Genomic DNA, 26,045 nt, shown 5'->3' with positions numbered 1-26,045 from the left:
CGTCCCCGGCCTCGCGCGCTACCGGCAGCGCAGCAGCGGCAGCACCACCCGGTCGACCAGCTCGGGGACGACGGTGCCGTCCAGCGGGCGCCCGGTGACCAGCCAGCGCAGCACCAGCACCGCGGGACCGACCTCCGCCGCGACCGACTCCCCCGCGCCCGCGGGGACCTCGCCGCGCGCGACCGCCCGGGCCAGCACGGCCGACCAGGCCGCGTCCCAGTTGGCCAGTGGCAGGCGGCAGCAGCCCTCCTGCAGCGCCGGGTCGTCGACGACGGCGCCGAGCAGGCTGCGCAGCGCCCGCCCGGAGGGGCCGCCGACGAGCGTCACGACCTCGGACAGGACGGTGACCAGGTCGTCGCGCCGGCCGCCGGTGTCGGGGACCTCCAGCACCGGGGCGCCCACGACGTCCAACACGCTGAGCAGCAGCTCGGCCTTGCTCGACCAGCGCCGGTAGATCGTCGCCTTGCCGACCCCGGCCGCCAGGGCGACGGCGTCCATCGTCAGGCCGGCGTAACCGGCCCGGCCGAGCACCTCCAGCACCGCCGACGCGATCGCCGCGTCGCGGGACGCGTCCAACCGGGGTCCGCCCGACCGGGTACGGGTCGGGGCGACCGTCCGGACCATTTCGTCACACTCCGTCACCGAACGAACGTAACGCGTGTTCCGGACCGGTGCAGGACGAACGGTGCGCACCGGGAGCTGCGCACCCGGACGACGCGGCGGAGCCGGCCGCGGTCCCCCGCGGCCGGCTCCGTCGTCCCCGTCCGGCCGGCGCTCCCGTCCCCTCCGGTCGCGCCGGTCGTCGGGCAGCCGGTGCCGCCGATCCCCCTCGGCGTCCCGGTCGTCCCCGTCCGGCCGGCGCCGCCGTCCCCACGGCGGTGCCGGTCGAACCGGCCGGCGGCTCCGTCCCCCCGTGCGATGGAGACGCCGGCTGTCCGTTCGGCCCCGGAGGGCCGGCTTCCCGGGACCCACCGGCGCGCTGCGCGCCGCTGACGACGTCGGTGCCGGTGTTCCGGGAACAGGGAGGACTCTGCTGGCCCATCCGCAGCGCCCCCGCCGGGGAACCGCAAGGAACCCGCACGATGCGCGGAATCCGGTTGCCGCCGTTCCTACCGTCGGGTCGTGGAGCTGGAGCGGGTCGTCCGCGAGGAGGACGGCGAACTGGTCGGGCACGTCGGCGTCGAGCGGCGCGGCGGCGCCGACGTGTGGGTGGCGCACGCCGTCTTCGGTTCCGTCCTGCGCGCCTTCCCGGACCGGGCGGAGGCGGTGGCGTTCCTGCGCCGGTCCGGCCTGCCGCTGCTGGCCGAGCGCTGGTGGTACTGGCCGTCGGAGGACGCGGAGTGGCGGCCCACCGTCCTCGTGGAGGCCCGCCCGGGCGCGGTCACCGTCCGGTTCGGCCTCGACCCGTACGACACCGTCACGCTCACCGGGGAGGCGCTCGGCCGGCTGGTCCTCACCCCCACCGGGTAGCCCGCGGAAGGCCGGACGCCGCGACGCCGTTGTCCGGGTGTGAGCAGGAACGTGGAGGTCGTCGTCATCGGCGCCGGGCAGGCCGGGCTGAGCGCCGCCTACCACCTGGCGCGGCAGGGGTTCGCGCCCGGCACGGGCTTCGTCGTCCTCGACGGCGAGACCCGCGCCGGTGGCGCGTGGCAGCACCGCTGGCCGTCGCTGACCCTGGCCCGCACCCACCACGTGCACGACCTGCCCGGCCTGCCGTTTCCACCGGCGCAGGACGACGTCCCGGCGGCAGCGGCCGTTCCCGCCTACTTCGCCGACTACGAGCGGCACTTCGCGCTGCCGGTGCACCGGCCGGTCCGTGTGCGCGCGGTCCGGCGGACCCGCGACGGCCGGTTCCGCGTCGAGACCGCGGACGGCGACTGGACCGCCGCTGCCGTCGTCAACGCCACCGGCACCTGGACCCGGCCGTTCGTGCCCCGCTACCCCGGGCAGGAGCTCTTCCGGGGCCGCCAGCTGACCCCGGTCGACTACCGGGGTGCTGCGGAGTTCACCGGCCGGTCGGTGGTCGTGGTGGGTGGCGGGGCCTCGGCGGTGCAGTTGCTCGGGGAGATCTCCGAGGTCGCCGACACGACCTGGGTGACCCGGCGCCCGCCGGTCTGGCGCGAGGAGCCGTTCGGGCCCGACGAGGGCCGGGCGGCGGTCGCGCTGGTCGAGGACGCCGTCCGCGAGGGCCGGTCCCCGGGGAGCGTCGTCGGCGTCACCGGGCTGGTCGTCACGCCGTGGGTGCGCGAGGCCCGCGCCCGCGGCGTCCTCGACCGGCTGCCGGTGTTCGACCGCCTCACCCCCGACGGGGTCGCGTGGGACGACGGCCGGTCCGTCCGCGCCGACGCCGTCCTGTGGGCCACCGGCTTCCGGGCGGCGCTGGGCCACCTGAGGCCGCTGGGGCTGCGCGGGCCGGGCGGCGGGATCCGGATGGCGGGCACGCACGTGGCCGGGGAGCCGCGGGTGCACCTGGTCGGCTACGGCCCCTCGGCGAGCACGGTGGGCGCCAACCGGGCCGGCCGCGAGGCCGCCGTGGCGCTGCGCCGGCTGCTGCACCCGGACACGGCGCTCCCCCGCTCGGCGTAGCGCCCCCGGCCCGGTCCCGCCCGGTCCTGCCCGGTCCCGCCCGTCGAGAGCGCGCGATCTCGACGGAGGGAGCGGGGTTCAGGGGGCGTTCAGGGTCGGTCCAGGGCGTTCCCGGATACCCGCCGGCGCCGGCGGCCGCGAGCCTCGACGCCATGACCTCCCCGACCTCCCGCGGCCGGGTGATCGCATGATCACCGCGCACCGGCTCACCAAGACCTACGGCGACCGCACCGCCGTCGACGGCATCAGCTTCACCGTCGAGCCCGGCCGGGTGACCGGCTTCCTCGGCCCCAACGGCGCCGGCAAGTCGACGACCATGCGGATGGTGCTCGGGCTGGACCGCCCCACCTCCGGCAGCGTCACCGTCAACGGCCGCCGCTACGCCGACTTCCCCGCCCCGCTGCGCGAGGTGGGTGCGCTGCTCGAGGCCCGCGCCCTGCACCCGGGCCGCTCGGCGCGCGACCACCTGCGCTGGCTGGCGGCCAGCAACGGCATCCCGCGGACCCGCGTCGACGAGGTGCTCGACCTGGTCGGGATCACCGCGGTCGCCGACCAGCGGGTCGGCCGGTTCTCCCTCGGCATGGGGCAGCGGCTGGGCATCGCGGCCGCGCTGATCGGCGACCCGCCGGTCGTCGTCCTCGACGAGCCGGTCAACGGGCTGGACCCCGAGGGCATCCGCTGGGTGCGCACCCTGGCCCGGGACCTCGCCGCCGAGGGCCGCACGGTGTTCGTCTCCAGCCACCTGATGTCGGAGATGGCGCTGACCGCCGACCACCTCGTGGTCATCGGCCGCGGCCGGGTGCTGGCCGACTGCTCCACCGCGAAGTTCGTCGCGCAGCACGCCGCCTCCCACGTGCGGGTCCGCAGCCCGCAGCACGACGAGGTCGCCACCCTGCTGCGCCACCGGGGCCTGGACGTCGCCGCGCACGGCGGGGAGCTGCGCGTGCGCGGCCTCGGCCCGGCCGGCGTCGGTGAGCTGGTCGGCCGGTCCGGGCTGCTGCTGCACGAGCTGACCCTGGTGCGCTCCTCCCTCGAGGACGCCTTCATGACCCTGACCGCCGACAGCGTCGAGTACGCAGGAGCCTCCCGATGACCGCCGTGGGCACGCACGCCTGGACCCGGGTCGAGACCGCGCCGCCGCCCGGTGCCACGGCTGCGCTGCGGGCCGAGTGGGTCAAGTTCTGGACCGTCCGCTCGACGCCCTGGTCGCTCACGGCGATGTTCCTGCTGGGCGCGGGCCTCACCACCCTGGTGTGCGCGCTCAGCGCCGGGGCCCTGGCGCGCGGTGACGTCGGCGAGCCGGTCGGCGCCTTCGTCACCTGGGGCATCGTGTTCGCGCAGGTCACCGCCGTCGTCCTGGGGGCGCTGGTGGTCACCAGCGAGTACGGCACCGGGATGATCCGCGCGACGCTGGCGGCCACCCCGCGGCGCGGCGCGGTGCTCGCGGCCAAGGCCGCGGTGCTCACCTCGACGCTGTTCGTCGCCGGCACGCTGACCGCGCTGGCCGGCTACCTCGGCGGCAACTGGTTCCTCGACCGCGAGGGCATCGGCCTGGCCCTGACCGACGACGGCGTGCTCCGGTCGATGGTGGGCAGCGGCCTCTACCTGGCCGGGCTCGGGCTGTTCGCCGCCGCCGTCGGCCTGCTGGTCCGGCACACCGCGGCCGCGCTGGCGATCGTGCTGGGCCTGGTCTTCGTCGTCGGGAACCTGGTGATGGTGCTGCCCGGCGCCTGGGGCGAGTGGGCGACCAAGCTGATGCCGGGCAACGCCGGGTCGGCCATCGCGACGCCGCAGTCGTTCAACCCGCTGCTGCTGGACCCCTGGGTCGGCTTCGCGGTGTTCGTCGCCGAGGTCGCCGTCGTCCTGGCGGTCGCCGCTGCGGTGTTCGCCCGCCGCGACGCGTGACGCCCGATCCCCGTTGATCACGGGGTCGTTGCGGGCGACCCGGCCGGACACGCCGGTGCCGTCGGCAACAGCCCCATGATCAAGGCGAGGGGGCCGCCGGGATCAGCCCCGCCCGGACGACGACAATGGGGCGGGTGACCGCACCAGACCCCCAGGCCGCTGGCCGGGAGACCGCCGACGAGCTGGTCCGCCGCCTCTCCGCCGGCGACGGCGCCGGGGTGGACGAGTTGCTCGCCGGCATCCCCGAGGTCCGCGACCTCGTGTTCGTCGGCGCCGGCCTGACCGCGATCGCGCGCGCCGACGGCCGGCGGCTCCCCCCGGCCCAGCGCGCACAGGCCAGCACCCGGCAGCTGGACCTGGGGCAGCTGCGCGACGCCTCCCGCGGCGACCCCGAGGGGCTGCGCACCTGGCTGCGCCGGTCGGCCGAGGAGATCCTCTTCCTCCGCGCGCTGCGCGAGGCCGCCGCACGCGTCGCCGGCTGACCGTCAGCAAAGCGGCTCGACCCACGGAGCCCGCCAGGCAGGCGGCTCGACGGGCTGCGCGTAGTACCGGGTGTCGCGCACGATCCGCCCGTCGTCGTCGAACTCCAGGACGAGCGCGACGTGCCAGACCTCCGCGCCGTAGTCGTTGACGCCCTCGAGGACCCACACGTGGCCGGTGCCGACCACGCGCCGCACGGTGATCCGCGGTGGGGTGGGGAACGCCTTCTGCATCGCCCGCATCGCCTCGCGGCCGCGGACGCGCTCGCCCGACTGCGGCATCTCCATCACGTAGTCGGCGTGCCGGACGCGGTACTCGTCCTCGGCCGACAGGCCGGTCCCCGAGGTCAGGCCGAGCAGCCGGTCCAGACCCGCCCGCATGGCGGTCGCGTCGTCGTCGGCCACCGCGCGGCGGAACAGCTCGAGGACCTCGAACTCGCTCATCGCTGACGTCTACACCCGGCCGGCCGGCGTGGGCAGGGGCCGGCGACCCGGTCAGGCCGGCCGCGTCGCCGCCCGCGCCAGCGGCAGGGCGAGCAACAGCACACCGGCGACGAGGACGTAGGTCCACGGCAGACCGACCCCGGCCGCCACCACCCCGAGCGCCAGGGCGCCGACGGCGGTCCCGGCGTCGAACGAGGCGTTCCACATCGCGCTCGCGGCGGTGGTCCCACCCTCGCCGGCGCGGGCGAAGGCGGTCAGCAGCGTCAGGTTCTGCACCGCCCCGTAGCCCGCGCCGAAGACGGCGGCACCGGCGAGGACCCAGCCGGCTCCGGTCCCCAGCCCGAACGCGACGGCGGTGAGCCCGGCCGCCGAGGCGAGCAGCGCCAGCGGCAGCAGCAGCCGGGTGCCCACCCGGTCGGCGAGCACGCCGGCCCGCCAGCGGCCGACCGCCCCGGCGATCCCGAAGACCAGCAGCGTCGCCGTCGCCAGGGTGCCGTCGGGCCGCTCGATCGGCAGGAAGGTCACCAGCCCGCCGCCGGCGAGGGTGACCACGAGCAGCACCACCGACGGCGGCAGCGCGGCCCGCACCGCGGCGCGGGAGGACGACCTCCCGGCCGGCCGCTCGGTGCGCGCCCCGCGGACCACACCGGGCACCAGCGGCAGCGCGAGCACCGGCGAGGCGGCCAGCCAGGCCAGCCAGGTGACCTGGTCGTCGAGCACCAGCGCGACCCCGGCGGGGACGGCGAGCAGGTTGGGCACCGCGATCGCCAGCCCGTAGATGCCGATCGACTCGCCGCGCCGCGCGGCCGGGGCGACCCGCGCGGCCAGCATCGCCCCGAGCACCGTGAGCACCGCGAACCCGGCGCCGCGGACCGCGGAGACCGCCGAGAGCCACAGCAGCCCGCCGTCGACCGCGTAGAGCGGCGAGGGCGCGCCGAGGGCCACGAGCCCCACCGCCAGCACCGGCCCCGCGCCGAACCGGGCGGTCGCCGCCGGCACTGCCGACTGTCCGGCGACGGTGACGACGAGGAAGACAGCGGTCACCACACCGGCCGTGTCGGCCGCCGCGCCCCGGGCGACCGCGAGGGTGGGCAGCGAGGCCAGCGTCAGGCAGAAGCTGGTGAAACCGAGCACCGTCGCACCGACCAGCGCCCGCATCGCCGGCAGCCGCCACAGCGACGTCCGCGCCTCCGTCGTCCCCCCGGCCACACCGCTCCCCTCGCCCGGGCACCGTCGCCCGGCCGACCAGCATGACCGGCCTGGCGTGCCGGCGCGGCAGCGGGTGCGCGGGGGCTGCGCGCCCATCGACGTCCGGGCACCATCCGGGGATGGCCGCGCCCCAGCCCGTCCCGTCGGGAGACCGTCCCCGTCCGGTCTTCAGCCGCCTGTACGCGCGGATCAGCGAGGGGATGGACGCCGAGGGCCTCGCCGCGCTGCGCACCGAGCTGCTGGCGCCGCTCTCCGGGACGGTTGTCGAGGTCGGCTGCGGCAACGGCCGCAACTTCGCGCGCTACCCGCCCGCGGTGAGCCGGGTGACCGCGGTGGAGCCCGAACCGCACCTCCGGGCGCTGGCGACCCGGGCGGCCGCCGCGGCCCCCGTGCCGGTCACCGTGGTCCCCGGCACGGCGGAGGCGCTGCCGGTGCCCGACGCCGCTGCCGACGCGGCGGTGCTGTGCCTGGTGCTGTGCTCGCTGCCCGACCGCGCCACGGCGCTCGCGGAGATCGCCCGCGTGCTGCGCCCCGGTGGGACCCTCGCCCTCCTCGAGCACGGCCTCGGCCCGACCCGGCGGGTGCGTGCGGTGCAGCGGCTCGCCGACGCGACGCTGTGGCCGCTGCTGGCCGGCGGCTGCCACACCGCGGTCGACCCGGTCGGCCTCGTGGAGCGGGCCGGCTTCGAGGTCACGGCCCTGCGCCGACTGCGCTTCCCCGACTCCCGCCTCACCCTCCCGGCCACCTCGCACGTGCTCGGCCTCGCCCGCCGGCCGGCCTGACCGCCGAGGAGAGCGCGTGCCGCTGCTGACCGTGGGCCACGGGCCGGAGGACCGCACCCGCCTCGGCGCCCGGCTGACCGGGGCGGGGGTCGGGCTGGTCGTCGACGTCCGCCGGTTCCCGGGCAGCCGCAGCAACCCCGACGTCCGGCGGGAGGCGCTCGCCGAGTGGCTGCCCGCCGCCGGTGTCGGCTACCGGTGGGACGCGCGGCTGGGCGGGCGCCGCCGGCTCCCGCCGGGCGAGCCGGTCGCCGACGGCTGGTGGACCGTCGCCCAGTTCGCCGCCTACGCCGCGCACACCCGGACGCCGGAGTTCGCGGCGGCGCTCGACGAGGTGCTGGCCGATGCGGCGACGGGGACCGTGTCGGTGATGTGCAGCGAGAGCGTGTGGTGGCGCTGCCACCGGCGGATCATCGCCGACGTCGCCGTCCTGGGCCGCGGCGTGCCGGTGCACCACCTCATGCCCGATGGCCGGCTCACCCCGCACGCCCCGTCCGCCGGCGCGGTGCTCGGCGCCGACGGCCGGCTGGACTGGCCTGCCGGCTGAACGGCGTCCTCCCTCACCGCCGCGCGTCCTCCCCGACGGTGCGCACCCAGGGAGGACGCGCCATGATCAGGTCACCTGATCATGGCCGCAGCCTCACGCCATGTGCGGGTAGCGGTGGTCGGTCGCCGGCACGAACGTCTCCTTGATCGAGCGGGTGCTCGTCCAGCGCTGCAGGTTCTGCGCGGCGCCGGCCTTGTCGTTGGTGCCCGACGCCCGGCCGCCGCCGAAGGGCTGCTGGCCGACGACGGCGCCGGTCGGCTTGTCGTTGACGTAGAAGTTGCCCGCCGCGAACCGCAGGAAGCGCTGCGCGTGCGCGATGGCGGCGCGGTCCTCGGCGATGACGGCCCCGGTGAGCGCGTACGGCGCCGCCGACTCCATCTGGGTGAGCACCGTGTCGTAGTCGGCGTCGTCGTAGACGTGCACCGCCAGGATCGGGCCGAAGTACTCGGTGGTGAAGACCTCGTGCCCCGGGTCGGTGCCCTCGATGACCGTCGGGCGGACGAAGAAGCCCTCGCTGTCGTCGGCCTGCCCGCCGGCCACGATCGACAGCGCGGGGTCGTCGTCGACCCGGTCCAGGACGCCGGACAGCTTGGAGAACGACTTCCGGTCGATCACCGCGCCCATGAAGTGGGAGAAGTCGGTGACGTCACCCATCGGCAGCGACTCGGTGACCCCGACCAGGTCGTCGCGCAGCCGCGCCCACACCGACCGCGGCACGTACGCGCGCGACGCCGCCGAGCACTTCTGGCCCTGGAACTCGAACGCGCCGCGCACCAGGGCGGTGCGCAGCACGTCGACGTCGGCCGAGGGGTGCGCGACGACGAAGTCCTTGCCGCCGGTCTCCCCGACGATGCGCGGGTAACCGCGGTAGGAGGAGATGTTCTCGCCCACCGTGCGCCACAGGTGCTGGAAGACCGCCGTCGACCCGGTGAAGTGGATGCCGGCGAGGTCCCGGTCGGCCAGGACGACGTCGGAGACGGCGATCCCGTCGCCGGTGACCATCGTGATCACACCCGGCGGCAGCCCGGCGGCCTCCAGCAGCCGCATCAGGAAGTGCGCGGCGAACTGCTGGGTGGGCGCGGGCTTCCAGACGACGGTGTTGCCCATGAGCGCCGGCGCGGTGGGCAGGTTGCCGGCGATCGCGGTGAAGTTGAACGGCGTGACGGCGTAGACGAACCCCTCGAGCGGCCGGTGGTCGCTCCGGTTCCACACCCCCGGCGAGGACACCGGCTGCGCGGACACGATCTCGCGGGCGAAGTGCACGTTCCAGCGCCAGAAGTCGACGAGCTCGCAGGCGCTGTCGATCTCGGCCTGGTAGGCGGTCTTCGACTGGCCGAGCATCGTCGCGGCGTTGAGCGTCTGCCGCCACGGCCCGGCCAGCAGCTCGGCGGCGCGCAGGAACACCGCGGCCCGGCCGTCGAACGACAGGTCCTGCCACGCGGGGGCGGCCGCCTTGGCGCAGGCCACCGCCTCCTGCGCGTCGGCGTGCGTGGCGTGCGCGGCGGTGCCGAGGACGGCGGCGTGCCGGTGCGGCTGGACGACGTCGAAGCGTTCGCCGCCGCCGAGGCGGTGCTCGTCGCCGATCGTCATGGTCAGGTCGAGCGGGTCGCCGGCCAGCTCGGTCAGCCGCTGCTGCAGCGCGCCGCGCTCCGGGGTGCCGGGGGCGTAGGTGAGCACCGGCTCGTTGCGCGGCGGGGGGACGTTGGTGACGGCGTCCATGGGACTTCCCTTCAGTTGGTGCTGACGAGGGAGCGCAGGAAGAAGCGCAGGTTCGCGGGACGCTCGGCCAGCCGGCGCATGAAGTAGCCGTACCAGTCGACGCCGTAGGGCACGTAGGCGCGCACGCAGACGCCCTCCGCGGCCAGCCGGCGCTGCTCGGTGGCACGGATGCCGTAGAGCATCTGCACCTCCCAGGAGTCCGGCGTCCGGCCCTCGTCGTCGGCCAGCCGCCGGGCCAGCGCGACCAGCCACGGGTCGTGGCTGCCGACCATCGGGTGGCCGGGTCCGCGCATCAGGACGCCGAGGCCGCGGGCGTAGGCGGCGTCGACGTCGGCGCGGGACTGCCACGCGACCGACGGCGGCTCGTCGTAGGCGCCCTTGACCAGCCGCACCCGCGACCCGGGCACGGCGAGCGCGGCGGCGTCCTCCTCGGTGCGGTGCAGCGCGGCCTGCAGCACCGCCCCGGTGCCCGGGTGGTCACGGCGCAGCTCGGCGAGGACGGCGAGGGTGGAGTCGACGGTGGCCGACTCCTCCATGTCGAGGGTGACCGTGGTGCCGATCGCCGACGCCGCCTCCGCGACCGGCCGGACCAGCTCCAGGGCCAGGTCGGTGCCGCCGCCGGGCAGCGCCTGGCCGAACGCCGAGAGCTTCGCCGACACCTCGGCGGCGCCGCCCAGCCGCAGCGGTGCCAGCCCCTGGAGCAGCGCCAGGTAGGCGTCGCGGGAGCGCACCGTCTGGGCGCGGTCGGTCACGCCCTCGCCGAGGTGGTCGAGGGTCACCGCGAGGCCCTCACCGCACAGCTGCCGGACGACGGCCAGCGCCCCGTCGAGGGTCTCGCCGGCGACGAACCGGTCGACCACCCCCCGGGTGGCCGGGGTGCCGGTGACCAGCCGGCGCAGCTCCGGGCGCCGCGAGGCACCGAGCAGCAGGGCCTTCTGCGAGAGCACGCGCCACCTCCGCCACCGGGGATCGAACTCCTCCGACGCTAGGCAGCCGGAGCCCCCGGGGCCAGCGACAGACGTACGGTGTCCGCCGTCGGGGTGTCATACACCTGTACAGGAGGACGCGGGGTGCGCGACGAGCTGCAGGAGCTGGTGGACCGGGTGGCGGGCCTGCTCGGCGCCCCGGCGACCCTGGAGGACGCCGACTTCACCCTGCTGGCCTTCTGCGCCCACCCGGTCGACGGCGCCGACACCCCGGTGATGGACGCCGTGCGCACCCGCTCGATCCTCGGCCGGGGCTCGACGCCGGCCACCCGGCGCTGGTTCGAGGACTTCGGCATCGCGGTCGCCGAGGGGCCGCTGCGCACCCCCGGCGACCCGGACGCCGGGATCCTCACCCGCCTGGTGCTGCCGGTCCGGCACGCCGGGCGCACCCACGGCTACCTGTGGCTGCTCGACGGCGGACGCACCGACCCGGCCGCCGCCGACGACCCCGCGCTGACCGGTGCGGTGGAGCTGGCCACCGAGGCCGGGCGGCTGCTGGCCGAGCGGGAGGACAGCGCCGGTGACCTGGCCCGCCCGCTGGCCACCGCGCTCACCGGCTCCCCCGCCGCGCGGACCCAGGCGGTCCGGACGCTCGCCGCGGCCTGGGGCGAGCGGCGCCCGGTGGTGCTCGTGGCGCTGCGACCGGCCGGAGCGGGGCTGCCCGCGCCGTGGCGGGCGCCGGCCGCGGGTGCGGTCAGCGCCGTGCTGCCCGCTGACGGGCTGGTCGCCGTCGCCGTTCCGCTGCCCGGACGGGCGGACCTGCGGCCGGCCGCCGCGGTGACCGCCGCCGCGCTGGCCGGCCTGCCGCCCGGCAGCACCGCGGGGTTGTCGGCGGTCGGCGCCGGGGTCGAGGAGCCCGCCGGGCGGTGGGACCAGGCGCGTATCGCGGCGCGGGTCGCCGCCGCCGTTCCGCGCTTCTGCCCCGTGGCGCACTGGGACGAGCTCGGCGGCTGGCGGCTGGCCGCCGCGCTGCCCGGCCCCGACCCCGCCGTCCGGCCGCTGCTGGCCGACCCCGTCCTCACCGCCACCGCCGAGACCTGGCTGGACGCGGGGTGCAGCGCGGCGCGGGCGTCCGCGGCCCTGCACGTGCACCGCCAGACGCTGTACTACCGGCTCGCGCGGATCGCGGAGCTGACCGGCCTGGACGTGTCCGACGGCGACGCCCGGCTGCTGCTGCACGCCTCGCTGCGCAGCGCCCGCCTCACCGGGTCGTGACCGGGCGCGCACCCCGGCCGCACCCCGCGCCGGGCAGCGGGCAGTCGCCTAGTCTCGGAACCGGTATGGGTGCTGGAGGAGAGGCGTCGTCTCGACACGCGGAGGGCGCCGACGTCCTCGCCGAACTGCGCAGGGCCACGGCCGTCGAGCACGAGCAGGTGGAGGCCACCCTCGGGCTGATGGACCCGCAGCTGGACCGCGACCGGCTGGTCGCCGTCCTCACCCGGCTGCACGCCTTCTGGACCGCCGCCGAGGCAGGCCTGGACACCTGGGCCCGCCGCCGGCCAGGTGACGCCGAGACCGTCGCCTGGTCGCGGCGGCGACGCGCCCACCTGTTCGCCGAGGACCTGCGCGCCCTGGGCGCCGAGCCGGACGCCGGGGCGCAGCCCGAGCTACCCGCCGTCGAGGACACCGACCAGGCCCTGGGCCGCCTCTACGTCCTGGAGGGCTCCACGCTCGGCGGCACGTTCATCTCCCGCCACCTCGCCACCCTGCCCACCCTCGAACCCGACGTCCGGCTGGGCGCCTTCTCCCCCTACGGCGCCGAGACCGGTGCCATGTGGCACGCCTACCGCCGGGTGACCCGGGAGCGGGTCGCCGCGGGCGGCGACCCCGGCCGGGTGGTCGGGGCCGCGCGGGCCACGTTCACCGCGCTGGCCGCCTGGTGCGCGCCGGTCGGGGCGCCCGCATGACCGACTACGAGCCCGACCTGCTGCCGACGGGGACGCCGGTCGACCTGTCCAACTGCGAGCGCGAGCCGATCCACGTGCCCGGCAGCATCCAGCCGCGCGGGGTGCTGCTCGCGGTGAGCGAGCCCGACCTCGTCGTCGTGCAGGTGTCGGAGAACCTCGCCGGCCTGGTCGGCGTCGACCCCTGCGACGCCCTGGGCCGCCGGCTGCCCGAAGTCCTCGGGGTGACCGCGGCCGGGGCGGTGGCCCGGTCGGCCAGCGCCTTCGGCGACCTGCGGGAGCGCAACCCGGTCGAGATCACCCTCGACGTCGAGGGCAGCCCGGTGCCGGTCGACGCGCTGCTGCACCGTGCCGTCGTCGGCCCCGACGACGGGGTCAGCCCGCCGACGGCACTGCTGGTCGTCGAGCTCGAGTCCGCCCACGGCCCGCGGCCGTTCTCCTTCCCGAACACCTACCAGGCGGTGCGCGGCACGGTCGCCGACCTCAACCGCGCGACCTCGCTGCCGGAGCTCCACGACATCACCGCGCAGGCGGTGCGCGAGCTGACCGGCTTCGACCGCGTGATGGTCTACCGCTACGACGCCGACTACAACGGGGAGGTGGTGGCCGAGGCCAGGGCGGCCCACCTCAACACCTTCCTCGGGCTGCACTACCCGGCCAGCGACATCCCGGCCCAGGCGCGGGCGCTGTACGAGAAGAACTGGATCCGGCTGATCTCCGACGTCGACTACCGGCCGGTGCCGCTGCGGCCGGTGCTGGTGCCCTCCACCGGGGCGCCGCTGGACCTCACCTTCTCGACCCTGCGCAGCGTCTCGCCGATCCACGTCGAGTACCTGCAGAACATGGGCGTGCGTGCCTCGATGTCGATCTCGCTGCTGCGGAACGACCGGCTGTGGGGCCTCATCGCCTGCCACCACTACTCCGGTCCGCACGCTCCGCCCTACGCCACCCGGGCGGCGGCGGAGTTCCTCGGCTCGACGCTGTCGCTGCGCCTGGTCGACCGCGCCGAGGAGGACGAGGTGCACCGTGCGCTGCAGGTGCGCTCGATGCTGGCCTGGCTGGCCACGGCCACCCGCGACGAGGACCGTCCGCTGGCCGACACGCTGCTCGGCTCGCCCAGCCTGCTGGACCTGCTGCCGGCCGACGGCGTCGTGGTGCACCTGCAGGGCCACCGCGGCAGCCGCGGTGTCCCGCTGTCCGCAGGCGTCGCCGAGGCGATCGCGGCGTGGGCCGCCGCCCGGCGCGAGGACGTCGTCGCCACCGACTCGCTGCCCCGGCACGCTCCGGAGCTGGCCGTGCCGGCCGACCCCGCGTGCGGGGTGCTGGTGCTGCCGCTGCCCGACGGCCAGTTCGTGCTCTGGCACCGGGCCGAGGCGCGGCGCACCGTCGACTGGGGCGGCGATCCGCACAACAAGGCGCTCGCGGAGCGCGAGGGCGACACCGTGCGGCTGAGCCCGCGCAAGAGCTTCGAGCGGTGGCGGGAGACCGTCCGCGACCGGTCCGAGCCGTGGACGGCGCAGGAGCTGGCCGTGGTCGGCGAGTTGCGCACCCACCTGCTGGAGGCGCTGTACGCGCGCAGCCGCAGCATCGTCCGCGCCGCGGAGACGCTGCAGCGCTCGATGCTCACCGACCCGCCGGAGTCACCGCACCTGCAGGTCGCCGTGCGGTACGTGCCCGCCACCCGTGAGGCCCAGGTCGGCGGCGACTGGTACGACGTCTTCGAGCAGCCCGACGGGTCGACGGTGGTCGTCATCGGCGACGTCGTCGGGCACGACACCGCGGCCGCCGCCGACATGGCGCAGCTGCGCGGGCTGCTGCGCGGCATCGCCTACGACAGCGCCGACGGCCCGGCCACCGTCCTGCGCCGGCTCGACTCCGCCGTCGCGGGACTCGGGCTGCACACCATGGCGACGGTGCTCGTCGGCCGGCTGACGCCCGACCCGGAGACCGGCGGTGCCCGGCTGCGCTGGTCCAGCGCCGGGCACCTGCCGCCGCTGCTCGTCGAGCCCGGCGACGGCGTGCTGACGCTGACCACACCCCGCGCCGAGCTGCTGCTGGGCGTCGACCCGGCCGCGCGGCGCACCGAGTCCGAGGCACTGCTCGAGCCGGGCTCGACGCTGCTGCTCTACACCGACGGCCTCGTCGAGCGGCGCGACCAGGTCTTCGACCTCGGCGTGGCGCGGCTGGCCGGCGAGCTGGTCGCCGTCCGGGACCGCCCGCTCGAGGCGGCCTCCGACGAGCTGATCGGCCGGATGCTCCGCGACGGCGCGGAGGACGACGTGGCGCTGGTCGCCGTCCGGCTGCGCGGCTGAGGAAGGACCCCGTCCTCCTCACCGTTCGCGAGCTCACGGCGAGCCTCTGGACGGGGGCGGGCCCGTGGGTCTCCGACGATGAGGCCTGCTCCCCACCCGTCCCGGTCAACACCCCACCGCGGGGATCGTGACCGGGCGGGTCTTGCGGGATGCGCCTCCCGCGCCGTCGACCTGTCGGCCGAGTGCCCGGTGAGCCTTCGGCCAACGGTCGCGGGCACGAGTTGCGGCGCCTGTTCGGTTCCGTGCGTGGACGATGGCGCGGCGGACTTCCCGTGGCAGTGCCCCACGCCCGTCAGGTCCGCCGGCCGACTGCCGTCGGCGGACCACAGCCGAGGACAAGTCCGCTTTACACATAGACAAGCACCCTTTACGTTTCGCCCATGACCGAGCCCACAGGCACCAGGAAGAGTCGCGCCGAGATCGAGCGGCGGCGGGCGGCAAGGCGGGACAGCATCCCCATCGGCGTGGCCATGGCGGCCGCCGTCGCGGCCTTCGCAGTGACCCTGACCGACCCGGAGGACCCCGGCGACACCGTCATCTGGGCCGTCCCGATGCTGGCCCTGCTGGCCCTCGGCCTGCGGGCCGAGCTCCGTGACCTGCGGCGAGCCGACGAGTACGAGCGCACACTGCTGCTCGAGGCGCTCGCCCTCGGCTTCGTCGTCGTGATCGTGCTCCTGTTCGTCGGAGGCCTCTTCGTGGCGGGGGGCGTGGGCGACCCGAGGGTGTGGCTGAACGTCAGCTTCATCGGCGGGCTCCTCGGCTGGTCCGCGATCAAAGCCGTCAAGACCCGGCGCGGGTGATGCGCAATCGCCTGCGCGAACGCCGGGCGGCGCGTCGCTGGAGCCAGGCCGACCTGGCCGATCGGCTGGGCGTCTCCCGCCAGACGGTGAACGCGCTCGAGAACGGGCGGTACGACCCGAGCCTGCCGCTGGCCTTCAAGATCGCCGAGGTGTTCGGCGAGCCGATCGAGTCACTGTTCCTCCCACCGCCGTAGGAGAACGGGCTACGGGCGCCGCGCCGGCTCGTGACCTCCATCCCCAACGGCACTCGGGGACGAGGTCGGCTGTGGCGGTCCGGTCAGCGGACGAGGCCAGTCGGCACGGCTGGCGACGGTCAGCGGACCGGTGATTGACGAGCCTGGTTCCGGTCACCGAAACAACACCGTCGGGCGACGCCGCCATCCGGTCGGGCTTCAGTGGCCACCGACGGCCCCCAGCTGATGGAGTCCGCTGACCCATCCTGCTGCGAGGGGAAGCCCGGCGGCGGCGCGTCGGGGCACACATCGACAGCGCCGACACGGAGGGACGCGCGTCAGCCGATCCGCTCGAACAGGGACACGACGATCCCCTCTGGTCCGCGCACGTAAGCCATACGCACACTGCCCTCGTACTCGCCGATGCCGCCCACGAGCCCGTAGCCGTCCGCGGCCACCGCGTCGACGGCCGCTCGGAGATCGCCCACCTCGAAGGACACGTTGCGCAGACCCAGTTCATTGGCCATCGCCGTCGGCGATCCGGGTACGTGGTCGGGCGTGACGAAGCTCGCGAGCTCCAGCTGGGTCCCGCCCCCGGGTGCCCGCAGCATCGCGATCTCACAATGTGCGCCGGGGATGCCGCAGACCGTCTCCACGAACTCGCCCTCCACGGATCCGTTGCCCTCGACCTCGAGACCCAGCCTGACGAAGAACGCCGTCACCGAGCTGAGGTCCGCGACGGTGATGCCGACGTGGTCGAACCGTTGCACGTGTGCCATGGGAACCAGCCTCCAGTGGTGATCTGATCGCTTCGTCCCTGGGACGGAGCCGGCGCAGGGATCTCGACAGGTTCAGCCGCAACGCCTGGTCTCCTCAGGATGAGAAAGGACCGCCAACGGCATCCTGCTCCCGCGGCGCAGACCAGCGGGCCCTCGGGAACACTCACTGCTGGCGAGTGGTCAGCCGGTCAGCCGATGCGGCAGCGCGGCGGGACCGGGTGAGGACCAGTCCGCCGAGGACGGCGGCGGTGAGCCCGACCGCCACGGCCAGGAGGCCTCCGACGATCCCGGAGCCAGTGCCAGGGCCTCCGTCGGCGGCGGCCACGACCAGTCCGCCGACACCCGCCCCGGCCAGCCCCGCCACCAGGGCCACCCCGCCGCCCCTCCCGCTGCGGGCGCCAGGACGACCAGGGGAACGGGCCAGGGCCAGCCCTCCGACGATCGCGCCGGTCAGCCCCAGCAACACGGCCACCACGGACCACGAACGCCCAGGGGTGAAGGCGCCGACACCGGCGCCGGTCGACTGGACCACGACGTGCGCGGCTGCCGGCGCGGCAGACCCCAGGAGTGCGAGCGTGGCGGACGTCGCTGAGGCGATCAGGTGAGTGACGGACATGGTGCATCTCCTCTGCTGCTCGTCACGTCGCCGTGGTCGGCGCCGTCACTGCAGTGACGGGCGTCGACGGGAGGATGTGACCGATGGACGAGGGAGCGGCAGGAGCGCAGCCGCTGGCCGAGCAGTTCGAGGCGCATCGCGCACACCTGCGGGCGGTCGCGCACCGGATGCTCGGCTCGGCGGAGGAGGCCGACGACGCCGTGCAGGAGGCGTGGCTGCGCCTGCAGCGCCACGGGTCCACCGACGTGGCCAACCTTGGTGGGTGGTTGACCACGGTCGTCGGTCGGCTGTGCCTGGACGTGCTGCGCCGCCGGAGGGCTCGCCGCGAGGAGCCACTGGACCTGCACGCGCCGAACCTCGAGGGCGGGCCCGAGCCGGAGCACGAGGCGGAGCTGGCCGACTCTGTCGGCCTGGCACTGCTCGTCGTGCTGGACACCCTGACGCCGCCGGAGCGGCTCGCCTTCGTGCTGCACGACCTGTTCGCCGTCCCCTTCGACGAGGTCGCGGCCGTCCTGGACCGCACTCCGGCCGCGGCGCGACAACTGGCAAGCCGCGCTCGGCGCCGGGTGCAGGGTGTGCCGGCGGGCGCCGCCGACCCCACGGACGCCCGGCGCCGCCAGGAGGTGGTGCAGGCGTTCTTGGCCGCCGCACGCGGGGGCGACTTCGCGGGGCTACTGGCCGTGCTGGACCCGGATGTCGCGCTGCGCGCAGACGCCGCCGTTCCCGATCTTGGTGGGCTGCAGCGGCTCCGCGGCGACCAGGCGATCGCCCGCGCCTTCCTGGGCAAGGCGCGGGCCACGCGAGCAGCGCTGCTCGACGGAGCCCCCGGGGCGGTTTTCCTGTTCGGTGGACGGCTGCGCGGGGCGCTCGAGTTCGTCGTTTCCGGCGGCCGGATCACCGCCGTGGACGTCGTCTTCGACCCCCTCGTCCTCGACGCGCTCGACGTGGTGCTCCTCGAGGACTGATCCCTGGCACCCGTGCGCGGCCCCGACGGGGCGTAGTGGGTCACTCCACCGAATCACGCGGTAGTGGCCAGGGGCTGACTCACGGTGTCGGCACCGTCGTCACGCTGGTCAGCGCTCGGCGCCGCCCCGCGTTCAGTCCCTCGGCGTCGTCGGGCTGCTGCCGCATCGCCGTACTCGCTGGTACAGCACTCTGCAGGTCCACGGCAGGCCGTGTCCCGGCTCCGGCCCTTCGCCGACGGATCGCGCCCGGGCACGTCACTCCACGCGGTCGAGAACCTCCCGAAGGATGGATGGGCCGAGTAGCACGACCTCGGGAATCGGCTGCAGCGCCCAGGGTGGCGGCTCGGTGCCGTGCGCCTGCGCGACCATCCGGGCGAACTGGCGCTCGAAGCCAGCAGGGGTGCACACGAGCAGGTACCGCGCCGGGGCATCGCGGCGGTTGACGAGCGCGTGCGCGGCACCGCGCGGGGCGAAGGCCAGCTGTCCGCCAGTGCGGGCGAGGAGCGCGTCGCCGACGCGGAAGACGAGCTCGCCTTCCAGTATGTAGAAGGCTTCGTCGAAGTCGTGCCTGTGCAGCGGAGGTCCCGCGCTGCGCGCAGGGACGATGTTCTCCACCACGGACACCTGGCCACTGCTGTCCTCGCTGCGCAGCAGCACAGTGCTGCGGAGGTCGGGGGGCATGGCTTTCCTCTCGGTGTCGACCGGGGCGCGGTCAGGCGCCGGCGGGTTGGAAGAGCTCGACGGGGTTGCCGCAGGGGTCCTCGATGAGGACCTGCCGCCCTCCGGGGCCGCTGACGACGTCGTTGCGGAAGGTGACACCGGCGGCGCGCAGCCGGCTCACCTCGGCGTCGAGGTCGTCTACGACGAGGTGCATGCGGTTCCAGCCGCCCGGCACGGGCGTGCGGCCGTCGGGCATGGGCCGCCCCGCCGTGCTGGCCGGGCCGCTGAGGAGGAGCCGCAGCGGGCCGCGCACCAGCTCGGCGAAGGCCGGCCGGGCGTCGGCTCGCAGGGCGAAGCCGAGCTGGCCGGCGTAGAAGGCGACGGCGGTGTCGACGTCGTCGACCAGGTAGCGGACGCTGCCGACCCCCTCGAGCGTGGCGGGGATCTGCGTTCGAGCATTCACGGCGGTTCTCCTCTGCTGCCTGTCACATCGCCGCGGGCGGCGCCGTCACAGCACTGACGGACCGCGACGGGAGGATGTGACCGGTGACCGAGGCCTCGGCACGAGCAGAGAGCGACCAGGCGAGCGTCGTCGCAGCGGGTTGCCCTTCGGCGGCGCGGCGGCGGTGCGGGCGGCTGGTCGATGGAGGAGAGGGATCCCGATGACGGCCGCGGCCATGAGGACGCCCCTCCTGGCGGCTGTCGCGGCCTGTCGAGCAGTCAGCCGGGGCTTCTGACGCGTCCGCCGCAGGACGAACGCGGCAGCACGCCGGCACGGGCAGGCGGCGGTGGAGCATCTCGGCGAGCACTCGGCACGGTCATCAGGGTGGTCAGGCGGCCGTCGGGTGACACGGGCTCAGAGCCCTCCTGGATCCCGGGAGCACCCTGCCTTACCGCGCCGTCTACTCAGCCTCGCTGCCGTGCTGGTTGCCGCGGGAAATGCGCAAGACGCCGCCCAGAACTTCCTCCTCGTGCTCGGCATCTTGATCGGTGGCGCGCTTGTCCTCGTCATCTTGTGGGCCTTCGTCAGCGACTTCGCCCGGGGCCTCGCAACGAGCTCAGCAATCCCAAGGGTTTCGCCTACAACATCGCAGGATGCGTCGGGGATCTTTGGTGCTGGTCACCCTGATCGGGACGGCGATCAGTGGCAACGTTGCCGGCTCAGCCACGGTCGGCCTGGTCATCGGCGGGCTTCGGCTGATAGCGGCCATCTACGGCAGCTGACGTCTCAGGGAGGACCGAGGCAGGGGCCGCGTCCGGCGGACCATCCCCTCCCGGGTTGCGGTGGGGGCGGAGGTCCCGTCCGAGTTCGGGAGGTCCTCCCGTCCCATCGCCGCAACGACGAGGCCCGTACGCGATGGCCGTGCGCCGGCGCAGTCGCGATCCTGCATCGGCGCCTGCCCCGGTCAGTCGCGGTGCTGCACGACGTTGAGGATGTTGCCGTCTGGGGCTCGGACGAAGAAGCGGGTTACGCCCCACTCCTCGGTGGTCAACGGATGGACGATCTCGTAGCCACGCTCCTGCGCCTGGGCGTAGGCGGCATCGATGTCGTCGACCCTCACCGAGATCACCGGGTCCTCAGGGGCAGTGGCGTCCCGGGTCATCAACTGGATGTTGATACCGCTGCGTGGGGAGGTGTAGCGCGCAACCCACCCCAAGTTGAACTCCTCCGCGGTCAGACCGAGGTAATCGGTGTAGAAGCCCTTGGCCGCTTCGAGGTCGGTCACGTGCAGGTCGGCGATGATCTCCGTGACGCGCATGGCGCTGCTCCTGGTCGTCGGGCCTGCCCGACGATCTTCGCGCGCCCGAGCGCTGGTGTCGAACATGGGTCGGTGTCCCGATCCCCAGCGGGACAGGAGAGGTCGCGCACCTGGCGGTTGGGCAGATGCACCACTGCGGGTTCCTCGAGCGACCACGGGACGCCGTGGAAGTCGGCCTACTTGGCGAAGAGCCGTCGCCTGATCACCTCGCGCACGTCGGCGCGGCTGCGGGTGCCGTGGTCGGCGGCGATGAAGTGGTCGGCGATCGCCACCGAGAAGGCGATCAGGCTGCGAGCCTCGAGCTCCTCCTCGTCAGCGCAGACGGTGCTCAACAGCGTGCGCAGGTAGTCCATCCGGAAGTTGTCGACGCGTCGCAGGCGATCGGCGACCGCCGCGTCGCGCCGGGACCAGTCGCGAACCGCAAGGTCGATCGGCAGCAACTCGTCGCTGAACGTGAGCTCGGCGGCCCGCCGCGCCCTGGTCATGGCGTCGCCACCCTCGTGCTCGACGCGGTCGATCACGTCCTCGGTGCTCCTGCGGTCCCACGTATCGAGCATCTCGTCCAGCAGCGCCCGCCGGTCCTCGAAGTACCCGTAGAAGCCGCCCTTGCTGACGCCCAGTGCCCGCGCCAGCGACTCGATCCGGACCGCGTCCGGCCCGCCGGCGGCCAGCGCCCGCAACCCTTCCTCGATCCACCTGTGGCGAGGCGTGCGCGGCGCCGCCATGACCTGCCTCCCGTCCGCGCCGACCGCCTCTATACGGCGCCGTACACGCCCGGGTAGCGTCGATGTACGACATCGTATAAGGGGAGGTTCGACATGCGCATCGCACCCGAGGTCCTCCAGACGGGCGGCTCAGCAGGAGTGGCCGATCGAGATCGACCCCGCGGGGCCGAGCCGCACCACGGTCTGAGGCTGCCCCCGGGCCAGCACCCGGTCGAGGGGTTTCCGCGCTTCGGCACCCACCTGCACCACCCCCCTCCAGCCATCCCCGAGGCCTATGCGATCGAGGTCAGCGGGGCCGTGGCAGAAGCCTTCGCGCTGCCGCTGGCCGAGCTCGCGCGGCTACCCCGCCGCGAGCTCACCGCCGACTTCCACTGCGTCGCCGGGTGGTCGGCCCTCAGCCTTCGCTGGGAGGGCGTCGCCTTCGGGACCTTCTACAGCGAGATCATCGAGCCGGCGCTCGACCGAGCCGCCCCGGTCACCCACGTCGTCTTCGCGGGACTCGACGGCCACAGCTCGGTCGTGACGATCGAAGACGCGCTCAACGATGATGTGCTGATCGCCGAGCACCTCGACGGCCAGCCGCTCGACGGTGACCATGGCGCGCCGGTCCGTCTCGTCAGCCCGAGCCAGTACGGCTTCATCAGCACCAAGCACCTGAGCCGGATCGAGCTCCACACCTCCGAGCCGACGGGCGCTCACCAGTCCCTGGTTGACCGGCTGCTCGAGGAGCATCCGCGATCAAGGGTCCGGGAGGAGGAGCGTCATGGCCGCCTCCCCGGCTGGTCGGTGCGGCCGATCTACCGGCTCCTGATCCCGCCGATCCGGTTCCTCAGCGCCCGGGGTCGCCGGCGCGCCGTGGCTCGCGAGTGACTCGGAGGAACCGTATCTGGGCCTCCTCGGTCTCGTGCGGTTGAGCTCGTGGTGCGGCTCGCGGGACTGCGCCCACATCGTCGTTGCGGGGTCCTTGATCGGCGCACCACGATCCCGCTTCCGGGATGCGACCACCGCCGGCTCAGCGCGCACCGAGTCCCGGCGGCCGCGGCTGAGATGAGTGCAGCTACCGGCTGGCGATCAGATCCCCGGCTGTAGCGTGCTGCCGACCACGCTCGGGGAGGTCGCGGTGACCATCGCATTCTTGATCACGTCGCTGGTCATCGTGGCCACGCCCGGCACCGGTGCGTTGTTCACCATCTCGCTGGGGCTCTCTCGAGGGGCGAAGGCCAGCCTGGTGGCCGCTGCCGGCTGCACGCTGGGCATCGTGCCGCATCTGGCCGCGGCGATCACCGGCACCGCGGCGCTGCTTCGCACCAGCGGAGTGGCCTTCGAGACGATGAAGCTGCTCGGCGTCGCCTACCTGCTGTACATGGCCTGGGCGACGTGGCGGGACCGCAGTCCGCTGGTTGTCGACTCCGCGCACGAGTCGCACTCCTGGCTGCGGGTGGTGACATCCGCGGTGCTGGTCAACCTGCTCAACCCGAAACTGACCCTGTTCTTCTTCGCGTTCCTTCCGCAGTTCGTGCCGACAGCCCGTGGCAACGACCAGCTTGCAGTGATGCTCGGCCTCAGCGGCGTGTTCATGGCCATGACGTTCATCGTGTTCGCGGCCTACGGCGTCTTCGCCGCCGCCGTGCGCCGCCACCTCCTCGATCGGCCGCGCATCGTCCAGCGAATCCGACGGGCCTTCGCCGTCTCGTTCGTCGCATTGGGCGCCAAGCTGGCAACGATCGACCGATAGCCGATCCGCTTGCGGGCACCGTTGGTCGGTGCGGTCGGTGGTCATCACTCCCGTGCTCGATGCGGATGACCCGACACGACGAGTCCTGCGCCGTCGTGTGACGGGGCTGCACCACGACTGACGGGGCTGCACCACGACGGCCGCGCCAGCAGGAGGCCGGAAGACGCCGTGACACACGCCGTCCGGCCTCCTGGCGCCACCCGGGCCCGGCCCGCGCTCAGCCGAGGGAGTCGATGAGCTCCCGGCAGGCGCTCTCGCAGCGCCGGCAGGCCTCCGCGCAGATGCGGCAGTGCTCGTGCATCTCGGCGTGGCCCGCGCACTCGTCGCCGCAAGCCTTGCAGGCTGCGGCGCAGGCCTCGAGGACGGCACGGGTCAGGTTGGCGTCGTAGCCGGTGTGCCGGGAGAGCACCCGACCGGTGGTGTCGCAGACGTCGGCGCAGTCGAGGTTGGTGCGGATGCACGTCCGCAACTGGTCGACCATCTCCTCGCTCAGGCAGGCGTCGGCACATGCCGTGCACGCCTGGGCACACTCGTAGCAGGCCTCGATGCAGGCGACGAGCTTCTGCCTGTCGATGCCCCCGAGGTCGGCCGGGTAGGTGTCGAGCATCTGGCTGGCAACGGTCACTGGTCGGTCCCTCCGTCGGCCCCACGCACGCATGGGGCAGGCTCGTGGCGGCGGTCGGGCGACCGCCGCAGGATCGGGTACCCAGACGGGCGTACGGGCACCGGGCTGATCGACCTCAGCCGCTCCTCCGGCGAGGAGGACACGGCGGAACGCGGCCGCCCGGGCAGCCGCGTTCCGGCGTCAGTCCTCGTCCTCCCCGGGCGGGGAGCTGAACCGGGCGCTGAGCCCGTCGCCCTGGTCGCCGCCCTCCCCCGGCAGCGGCGCCTCGTCCTCGGCCGCGCGCACGACGGCGTTGTCGGCGACGTCGTCGTCCTCACGGCTGGCCGGCGCGTCCCGCTCGAGTTCCTCGAGCACCCGTCGCTCGTCGTCGGTCAGGTCGGCCGGCCCGAGGTGCTCCCCCGGCTCACCGGCGTCCGACCCGCTGGCCATGGCCGAGTCGGGGATGGGGTCGTCCGGGCTGGTCATCGTCGTCTCCTCGGGCCGGATACCGGGTCAGCGGGGGAAGTTGGGCTCCAGACGCGGCACGATCTGCATCTCCGGCACGAAGGCTGCCGGGTGCAGCGTCACCAGGTAGCGCACCATCTCCGCGACCGCCGACGGCGGCATCATCAGGTGGGCCGGGATGCCCCACTGCTCCATCATCGGGGTGTCCATCGCCGCGGGGACGACCGCCTGCACGCGGCACGGGAAGGGCCGCTCGACGCCGTCCGCACCGCGCACCGCCTTCTCCCGCAGCTCCCGTTGGATGCACCTGGTCGCGTTGAGGAAGCCGGCCTTGGAGCCGTTGTAGGCGATCGCGCCGCTGCCCGAGGTGATCGCCGACAGGCTCACGATGTGGACGACGTCGGCGGTGCAGCCCTCCGGCAGGTGCTGGACCCGCTTCACGAACTCGCTGGTCAGGAAGACCGGCCCCTCGCAGTTGACCGCCTGCACCCGCTGGTAGTCCGCGAGGTCGATGTCGGTGATGTAGCCGGGCCGGTCGATGCCGGCGACGTTGGCCAGCACGTCGAAGGCGTCGCCGTGGGCGTCGAAGAGCTCCTGCACCACCGCGCGGCGGCTCGCGTCGTCGGTCACGTCGAGCGCGACGACCTCCGCCGACCCGCCCGCGTCGGCCACCAGCTTCGACGTCGCCTCACTGCCGGCCGGGTCGATGTCGGCGATCGCCACGTGCGCACCGGCCTCGGCCAGTGCCACGCAGGTGGCCCGGCCCAGTCCGCTCGCGCCGCCCGTGACCAGCGCCACCCGTCCCTGCAACGCCCTGCTGTCGGCCATCCGCTCCTCCGTCCGTCGATCAGGATCTCGCCGACCAGACTGGTGGATGCCGTCGCCCGTCGCAGGTCGGACGATCACACGGCCCTGCCCACTCGTCGCCCTCCGCTCCCGGGCGGCTCCTCGCTCGCTGTGACTCCTCTCGCCTCCGCGCTCGCTCCGCTCCTCGCTCGCTGGCGCTCGCTGCGATGCCCACTCCCTGTCGGCTCGGCCGCTCGCTGCGATGCTCCCGACGGCGTCAGACGACGCCGGCCCTCCCCGACGCCGTCCGCACCCCGCCCAGCCCCGTCCCCCACACGTCGGCGAGCGTGACCGTCTGCAGCCCGCGCTCGGCGATCAGCTCCAGCAGCTCGTCGTAGACGGTGGTGATCGTGGGCTGGTTGACGTGGCCGACGATCACCGCCTGCGCGGTGAACCACTCCCGTGCGGCGGCCATCAGCTCGGCCGGGGTGAGCAGCCGGTTGTCCTCCAGCGTGCCGTTCCACATGACGATCGTCGGGTGCCCGAGATCGGCGCTGATCCGGTCGACCCGCTCGTCGTGCGACCCGAAGGGCGGGCGCAGGAACGGCGTCCGGACGCCGAAGGTGCTCTTGATCCAGTCCCGGTTGCGACCGATCTCCTCGGCGATCTCGTCTTCGGAGAGGGTGGCCAGGTCCGGGTGCGACCAGGTGTGGTTGCCCAGCGCGACCTGCCCGGAGTCGACGAGCGGCTGCAGCCGGCCGGCGTTCTCCTCCCAGGAGGAGTAGCGGCCGTTGGGGAAGAGGGTCAGCCGGACACCGGAGTCCTCGGCGAACCGGCAGACCGACCCGACGACCTCCGAGCTGGTGCCGTCGTCGAGGGTCAGCGCCAGATGGGTGCCGTTCCCGGGCAGCCGGTCCACCACGCCCGTCGGCGCGGGCAGCACGCCGGGCAGCGCGGGCGCGCTCGCCGGCTCGGCGGCCGCGGCGGTGCTCACCGGCGCCCGCGCGGGGTCGACGAGGCCCGCCGTGCCGCGACCCACGGCCGTGCCGGCCAGACCCGCGGCGAGGAAGAGGAGGAACCGTCGGCGCTCCATGCGGCGGACGCTAG

At 74.5% G+C, this 26,045-nt stretch carries 30 protein-coding genes; 15 read left to right on the top strand and 15 right to left on the bottom strand.

The features are described from left to right. Positions 1 to 18: 18 nt before the first annotated feature. On the bottom strand, positions 19 to 576 hold the full coding sequence (locus tag BUB17_RS00615; RefSeq protein ID WP_175561231.1) for a TetR/AcrR family transcriptional regulator: 558 nt from the start codon (positions 574 to 576) through the stop codon (positions 19 to 21). A 546-nt stretch (positions 577 to 1,122) separates the two neighbouring features. Here BUB17_RS00615 and BUB17_RS00610 point away from each other — a divergent pair. From BUB17_RS00610 to BUB17_RS00590, 5 genes are all read left to right on the top strand, one after another. Then, positions 1,123 to 1,470, top strand: coding sequence for a hypothetical protein (locus BUB17_RS00610; protein ID WP_072911630.1), 348 nt, complete (start codon positions 1,123 to 1,125; stop codon positions 1,468 to 1,470). 39 nt (positions 1,471 to 1,509) lie between these two features. After that, positions 1,510 to 2,586 (top strand): NAD(P)-binding domain-containing protein, encoded by a 1,077-nt coding sequence (locus BUB17_RS00605; protein WP_072911627.1) that lies wholly within the window; start codon positions 1,510 to 1,512, stop codon positions 2,584 to 2,586. A gap of 187 nt (positions 2,587 to 2,773) precedes the next feature. Beyond that, entirely contained in the window at positions 2,774 to 3,679 is a 906-nt protein-coding gene (locus tag BUB17_RS00600) for an ABC transporter ATP-binding protein (protein WP_072911625.1), read from the top strand. After that, the gene (locus BUB17_RS00595) at positions 3,676 to 4,491 is read left to right on the top strand and encodes an ABC transporter permease subunit (protein WP_072911622.1); all 816 of its coding nucleotides are present in this window, start codon (positions 3,676 to 3,678) and stop codon (positions 4,489 to 4,491) included. The genes BUB17_RS00600 and BUB17_RS00595 overlap by 4 nt, the downstream gene beginning before the upstream one ends. A gap of 134 nt (positions 4,492 to 4,625) precedes the next feature. Next, positions 4,626 to 4,973: a hypothetical protein gene (locus BUB17_RS00590; RefSeq protein WP_244276799.1), complete on the top strand. Its 348-nt coding sequence runs from the start codon at positions 4,626 to 4,628 to the stop codon at positions 4,971 to 4,973. A 3-nt stretch (positions 4,974 to 4,976) separates the two neighbouring features. On the opposite strand, the gene BUB17_RS00585 is transcribed toward BUB17_RS00590, so the two are convergent. Together BUB17_RS00585 and BUB17_RS00580 are read right to left on the bottom strand one after the other, a co-directional pair. Next, positions 4,977 to 5,414 carry a nuclear transport factor 2-like protein gene (locus tag BUB17_RS00585; protein WP_208983273.1) on the bottom strand — a complete coding sequence of 146 codons (438 nt, stop codon included), beginning with the start codon at positions 5,412 to 5,414 and terminating at the stop codon, positions 4,977 to 4,979. Between the two features lie 51 nt (positions 5,415 to 5,465). After that, positions 5,466 to 6,623 (bottom strand): MFS transporter, encoded by a 1,158-nt coding sequence (locus BUB17_RS00580; protein ID WP_072911617.1) that lies wholly within the window; start codon positions 6,621 to 6,623, stop codon positions 5,466 to 5,468. A 119-nt stretch (positions 6,624 to 6,742) separates the two neighbouring features. Here BUB17_RS00580 and BUB17_RS00575 point away from each other — a divergent pair, with 119 nt between their 5' ends. After that, positions 6,743 to 7,405: a class I SAM-dependent methyltransferase gene (locus BUB17_RS00575; RefSeq protein WP_072911615.1), complete on the top strand. Its 663-nt coding sequence runs from the start codon at positions 6,743 to 6,745 to the stop codon at positions 7,403 to 7,405. 16 nt (positions 7,406 to 7,421) lie between these two features. Further along, positions 7,422 to 7,949, top strand: a complete 528-nt coding sequence (locus tag BUB17_RS00570; protein ID WP_072911612.1) for a DUF488 domain-containing protein — start codon at positions 7,422 to 7,424, stop codon at positions 7,947 to 7,949. A 93-nt stretch (positions 7,950 to 8,042) separates the two neighbouring features. Here BUB17_RS00570 and pruA read toward each other — a convergent pair whose 3' ends face one another. Next, positions 8,043 to 9,668: an L-glutamate gamma-semialdehyde dehydrogenase gene (pruA, locus tag BUB17_RS00565; RefSeq protein WP_072911610.1), complete on the bottom strand. Its 1,626-nt coding sequence runs from the start codon at positions 9,666 to 9,668 to the stop codon at positions 8,043 to 8,045. Between the two features lie 11 nt (positions 9,669 to 9,679). Then, the gene (locus tag BUB17_RS00560) at positions 9,680 to 10,615 is read right to left on the bottom strand and encodes a proline dehydrogenase family protein (protein WP_083605869.1); all 936 of its coding nucleotides are present in this window, start codon (positions 10,613 to 10,615) and stop codon (positions 9,680 to 9,682) included. A 123-nt stretch (positions 10,616 to 10,738) separates the two neighbouring features. Here BUB17_RS00560 and BUB17_RS00555 point away from each other — a divergent pair, with 123 nt between their 5' ends. The 5 genes from BUB17_RS00555 to BUB17_RS00535 all read left to right on the top strand — a co-directional run bounded on the left by BUB17_RS00555 (position 10,739) and on the right by BUB17_RS00535 (position 15,864). Continuing rightward, positions 10,739 to 11,869 carry a PucR family transcriptional regulator gene (locus BUB17_RS00555; protein WP_072911607.1) on the top strand — a complete coding sequence of 377 codons (1,131 nt, stop codon included), beginning with the start codon at positions 10,739 to 10,741 and terminating at the stop codon, positions 11,867 to 11,869. 65 nt (positions 11,870 to 11,934) lie between these two features. Beyond that, positions 11,935 to 12,561, top strand: a complete 627-nt coding sequence (locus BUB17_RS00550; RefSeq protein WP_072911605.1) for a biliverdin-producing heme oxygenase — start codon at positions 11,935 to 11,937, stop codon at positions 12,559 to 12,561. After that, positions 12,558 to 14,870: a SpoIIE family protein phosphatase gene (locus BUB17_RS00545; protein ID WP_072912495.1), complete on the top strand. Its 2,313-nt coding sequence runs from the start codon at positions 12,558 to 12,560 to the stop codon at positions 14,868 to 14,870. The genes BUB17_RS00550 and BUB17_RS00545 overlap by 4 nt, the downstream gene beginning before the upstream one ends. A gap of 380 nt (positions 14,871 to 15,250) precedes the next feature. Then, the gene (locus tag BUB17_RS00540; protein WP_141242843.1) at positions 15,251 to 15,670 is read left to right on the top strand and encodes a hypothetical protein; all 420 of its coding nucleotides are present in this window, start codon (positions 15,251 to 15,253) and stop codon (positions 15,668 to 15,670) included. Next, on the top strand, positions 15,670 to 15,864 hold the full coding sequence (locus BUB17_RS00535) for a helix-turn-helix transcriptional regulator (protein WP_072912492.1): 195 nt from the start codon (positions 15,670 to 15,672) through the stop codon (positions 15,862 to 15,864). The genes BUB17_RS00540 and BUB17_RS00535 overlap by 1 nt, the downstream gene beginning before the upstream one ends. A 317-nt stretch (positions 15,865 to 16,181) precedes the next feature. Here BUB17_RS00535 and BUB17_RS00530 read toward each other — a convergent pair whose 3' ends face one another. Then, positions 16,182 to 16,622 carry a VOC family protein gene (locus tag BUB17_RS00530; protein WP_072911600.1) on the bottom strand — a complete coding sequence of 147 codons (441 nt, stop codon included), beginning with the start codon at positions 16,620 to 16,622 and terminating at the stop codon, positions 16,182 to 16,184. A gap of 163 nt (positions 16,623 to 16,785) precedes the next feature. Further along, positions 16,786 to 17,238: a DUF6223 family protein gene (locus BUB17_RS00525; RefSeq protein ID WP_072911597.1), complete on the bottom strand. Its 453-nt coding sequence runs from the start codon at positions 17,236 to 17,238 to the stop codon at positions 16,786 to 16,788. Between the two features lie 83 nt (positions 17,239 to 17,321). On the opposite strand from BUB17_RS00525, the gene BUB17_RS00520 reads away from it, so the two are divergent. Further along, positions 17,322 to 18,203 (top strand): sigma-70 family RNA polymerase sigma factor, encoded by an 882-nt coding sequence (locus BUB17_RS00520; RefSeq protein WP_072911595.1) that lies wholly within the window; start codon positions 17,322 to 17,324, stop codon positions 18,201 to 18,203. 255 nt (positions 18,204 to 18,458) lie between these two features. Here the strand turns inward: BUB17_RS00520 and BUB17_RS00515 are convergent, their stop codons facing one another. The 4 genes from BUB17_RS00515 to BUB17_RS00500 form a co-directional block, all read right to left on the bottom strand. After that, a complete protein-coding gene (locus BUB17_RS00515; protein ID WP_072911592.1) occupies positions 18,459 to 18,884 on the bottom strand; it encodes a cupin domain-containing protein in 426 nt (141 codons plus the stop codon). A gap of 31 nt (positions 18,885 to 18,915) precedes the next feature. After that, positions 18,916 to 19,326 (bottom strand): VOC family protein, encoded by a 411-nt coding sequence (locus BUB17_RS00510; RefSeq protein ID WP_208983272.1) that lies wholly within the window; start codon positions 19,324 to 19,326, stop codon positions 18,916 to 18,918. A 943-nt stretch (positions 19,327 to 20,269) separates the two neighbouring features. Beyond that, on the bottom strand, positions 20,270 to 20,689 hold the full coding sequence (locus tag BUB17_RS00505) for a VOC family protein (protein WP_244276798.1): 420 nt from the start codon (positions 20,687 to 20,689) through the stop codon (positions 20,270 to 20,272). A gap of 110 nt (positions 20,690 to 20,799) precedes the next feature. After that, positions 20,800 to 21,348 (bottom strand): TetR/AcrR family transcriptional regulator, encoded by a 549-nt coding sequence (locus BUB17_RS00500; protein ID WP_072911587.1) that lies wholly within the window; start codon positions 21,346 to 21,348, stop codon positions 20,800 to 20,802. Positions 21,349 to 21,441: 93 nt separating this feature from the next. Here BUB17_RS00500 and BUB17_RS00495 point away from each other — a divergent pair, with 93 nt between their 5' ends. Next, positions 21,442 to 22,218 (top strand): molybdopterin-dependent oxidoreductase, encoded by a 777-nt coding sequence (locus tag BUB17_RS00495; RefSeq protein WP_175561230.1) that lies wholly within the window; start codon positions 21,442 to 21,444, stop codon positions 22,216 to 22,218. A gap of 250 nt (positions 22,219 to 22,468) precedes the next feature. Next, a complete protein-coding gene (locus BUB17_RS00490) occupies positions 22,469 to 23,083 on the top strand; it encodes a LysE family translocator (protein WP_072912485.1) in 615 nt (204 codons plus the stop codon). Between the two features lie 217 nt (positions 23,084 to 23,300). On the opposite strand, the gene BUB17_RS00485 is transcribed toward BUB17_RS00490, so the two are convergent. The 4 genes from BUB17_RS00485 to BUB17_RS00470 all read right to left on the bottom strand — a co-directional run bounded on the left by BUB17_RS00485 (position 23,301) and on the right by BUB17_RS00470 (position 26,031). Beyond that, positions 23,301 to 23,708 (bottom strand): four-helix bundle copper-binding protein, encoded by a 408-nt coding sequence (locus tag BUB17_RS00485; protein ID WP_072911585.1) that lies wholly within the window; start codon positions 23,706 to 23,708, stop codon positions 23,301 to 23,303. Positions 23,709 to 23,888: 180 nt separating this feature from the next. Beyond that, positions 23,889 to 24,173, bottom strand: coding sequence for a hypothetical protein (locus tag BUB17_RS00480; protein WP_072911582.1), 285 nt, complete (start codon positions 24,171 to 24,173; stop codon positions 23,889 to 23,891). A 27-nt stretch (positions 24,174 to 24,200) separates the two neighbouring features. Continuing rightward, positions 24,201 to 24,980 carry an SDR family NAD(P)-dependent oxidoreductase gene (locus BUB17_RS00475; RefSeq protein ID WP_072911580.1) on the bottom strand — a complete coding sequence of 260 codons (780 nt, stop codon included), beginning with the start codon at positions 24,978 to 24,980 and terminating at the stop codon, positions 24,201 to 24,203. A 235-nt stretch (positions 24,981 to 25,215) separates the two neighbouring features. Next, positions 25,216 to 26,031 (bottom strand): polysaccharide deacetylase family protein, encoded by an 816-nt coding sequence (locus tag BUB17_RS00470; RefSeq protein WP_072911577.1) that lies wholly within the window; start codon positions 26,029 to 26,031, stop codon positions 25,216 to 25,218. Positions 26,032 to 26,045: the final 14 nt, after the last annotated feature.

The organism is Geodermatophilus obscurus (assembly GCF_900143215.1).
Classification (GTDB): Bacteria; Actinomycetota; Actinomycetes; order Mycobacteriales; family Geodermatophilaceae; genus Geodermatophilus; species Geodermatophilus obscurus_A.
This window is presented reverse-complemented; position numbering and strand designations above follow the sequence as displayed.

Excerpts from the sequence above, each read along its gene's own strand:
- BUB17_RS00600 (WP_072911625.1), top strand. The coding sequence starts at position 2,774 with ATGATCACCGCGCACCGGCTCACCAAGACCTACGGCGACCGCACCGCC.
- BUB17_RS00595 (WP_072911622.1), top strand. The coding sequence starts at position 3,676 with ATGACCGCCGTGGGCACGCACGCCTGGACCCGGGTCGAGACCGCGCCG.
- BUB17_RS00585 (WP_208983273.1), bottom strand. The coding sequence starts at position 5,414 with ATGAGCGAGTTCGAGGTCCTCGAGCTGTTCCGCCGCGCGGTGGCCGAC.
- BUB17_RS00575 (WP_072911615.1), top strand. The coding sequence starts at position 6,743 with ATGGCCGCGCCCCAGCCCGTCCCGTCGGGAGACCGTCCCCGTCCGGTC.
- pruA (WP_072911610.1), bottom strand. The coding sequence starts at position 9,668 with ATGGACGCCGTCACCAACGTCCCCCCGCCGCGCAACGAGCCGGTGCTC.
- BUB17_RS00550 (WP_072911605.1), top strand. The coding sequence starts at position 11,935 with ATGGGTGCTGGAGGAGAGGCGTCGTCTCGACACGCGGAGGGCGCCGAC.
- BUB17_RS00545 (WP_072912495.1), top strand. The coding sequence starts at position 12,558 with ATGACCGACTACGAGCCCGACCTGCTGCCGACGGGGACGCCGGTCGAC.
- BUB17_RS00540 (WP_141242843.1), top strand. The coding sequence starts at position 15,251 with ATGACCGAGCCCACAGGCACCAGGAAGAGTCGCGCCGAGATCGAGCGG.
- BUB17_RS00535 (WP_072912492.1), top strand. The coding sequence starts at position 15,670 with ATGCGCAATCGCCTGCGCGAACGCCGGGCGGCGCGTCGCTGGAGCCAG.
- BUB17_RS00530 (WP_072911600.1), bottom strand. The coding sequence starts at position 16,622 with ATGGCACACGTGCAACGGTTCGACCACGTCGGCATCACCGTCGCGGAC.
- BUB17_RS00525 (WP_072911597.1), bottom strand. The coding sequence starts at position 17,238 with ATGTCCGTCACTCACCTGATCGCCTCAGCGACGTCCGCCACGCTCGCA.
- BUB17_RS00520 (WP_072911595.1), top strand. The coding sequence starts at position 17,322 with ATGGACGAGGGAGCGGCAGGAGCGCAGCCGCTGGCCGAGCAGTTCGAG.
- BUB17_RS00515 (WP_072911592.1), bottom strand. The coding sequence starts at position 18,884 with ATGCCCCCCGACCTCCGCAGCACTGTGCTGCTGCGCAGCGAGGACAGC.
- BUB17_RS00505 (WP_244276798.1), bottom strand. The coding sequence starts at position 20,689 with ATGTTCGACACCAGCGCTCGGGCGCGCGAAGATCGTCGGGCAGGCCCG.
- BUB17_RS00500 (WP_072911587.1), bottom strand. The coding sequence starts at position 21,348 with ATGGCGGCGCCGCGCACGCCTCGCCACAGGTGGATCGAGGAAGGGTTG.
- BUB17_RS00495 (WP_175561230.1), top strand. The coding sequence starts at position 21,442 with ATGCGCATCGCACCCGAGGTCCTCCAGACGGGCGGCTCAGCAGGAGTG.
- BUB17_RS00480 (WP_072911582.1), bottom strand. The coding sequence starts at position 24,173 with ATGACCAGCCCGGACGACCCCATCCCCGACTCGGCCATGGCCAGCGGG.
- BUB17_RS00475 (WP_072911580.1), bottom strand. The coding sequence starts at position 24,980 with ATGGCCGACAGCAGGGCGTTGCAGGGACGGGTGGCGCTGGTCACGGGC.
- BUB17_RS00470 (WP_072911577.1), bottom strand. The coding sequence starts at position 26,031 with ATGGAGCGCCGACGGTTCCTCCTCTTCCTCGCCGCGGGTCTGGCCGGC.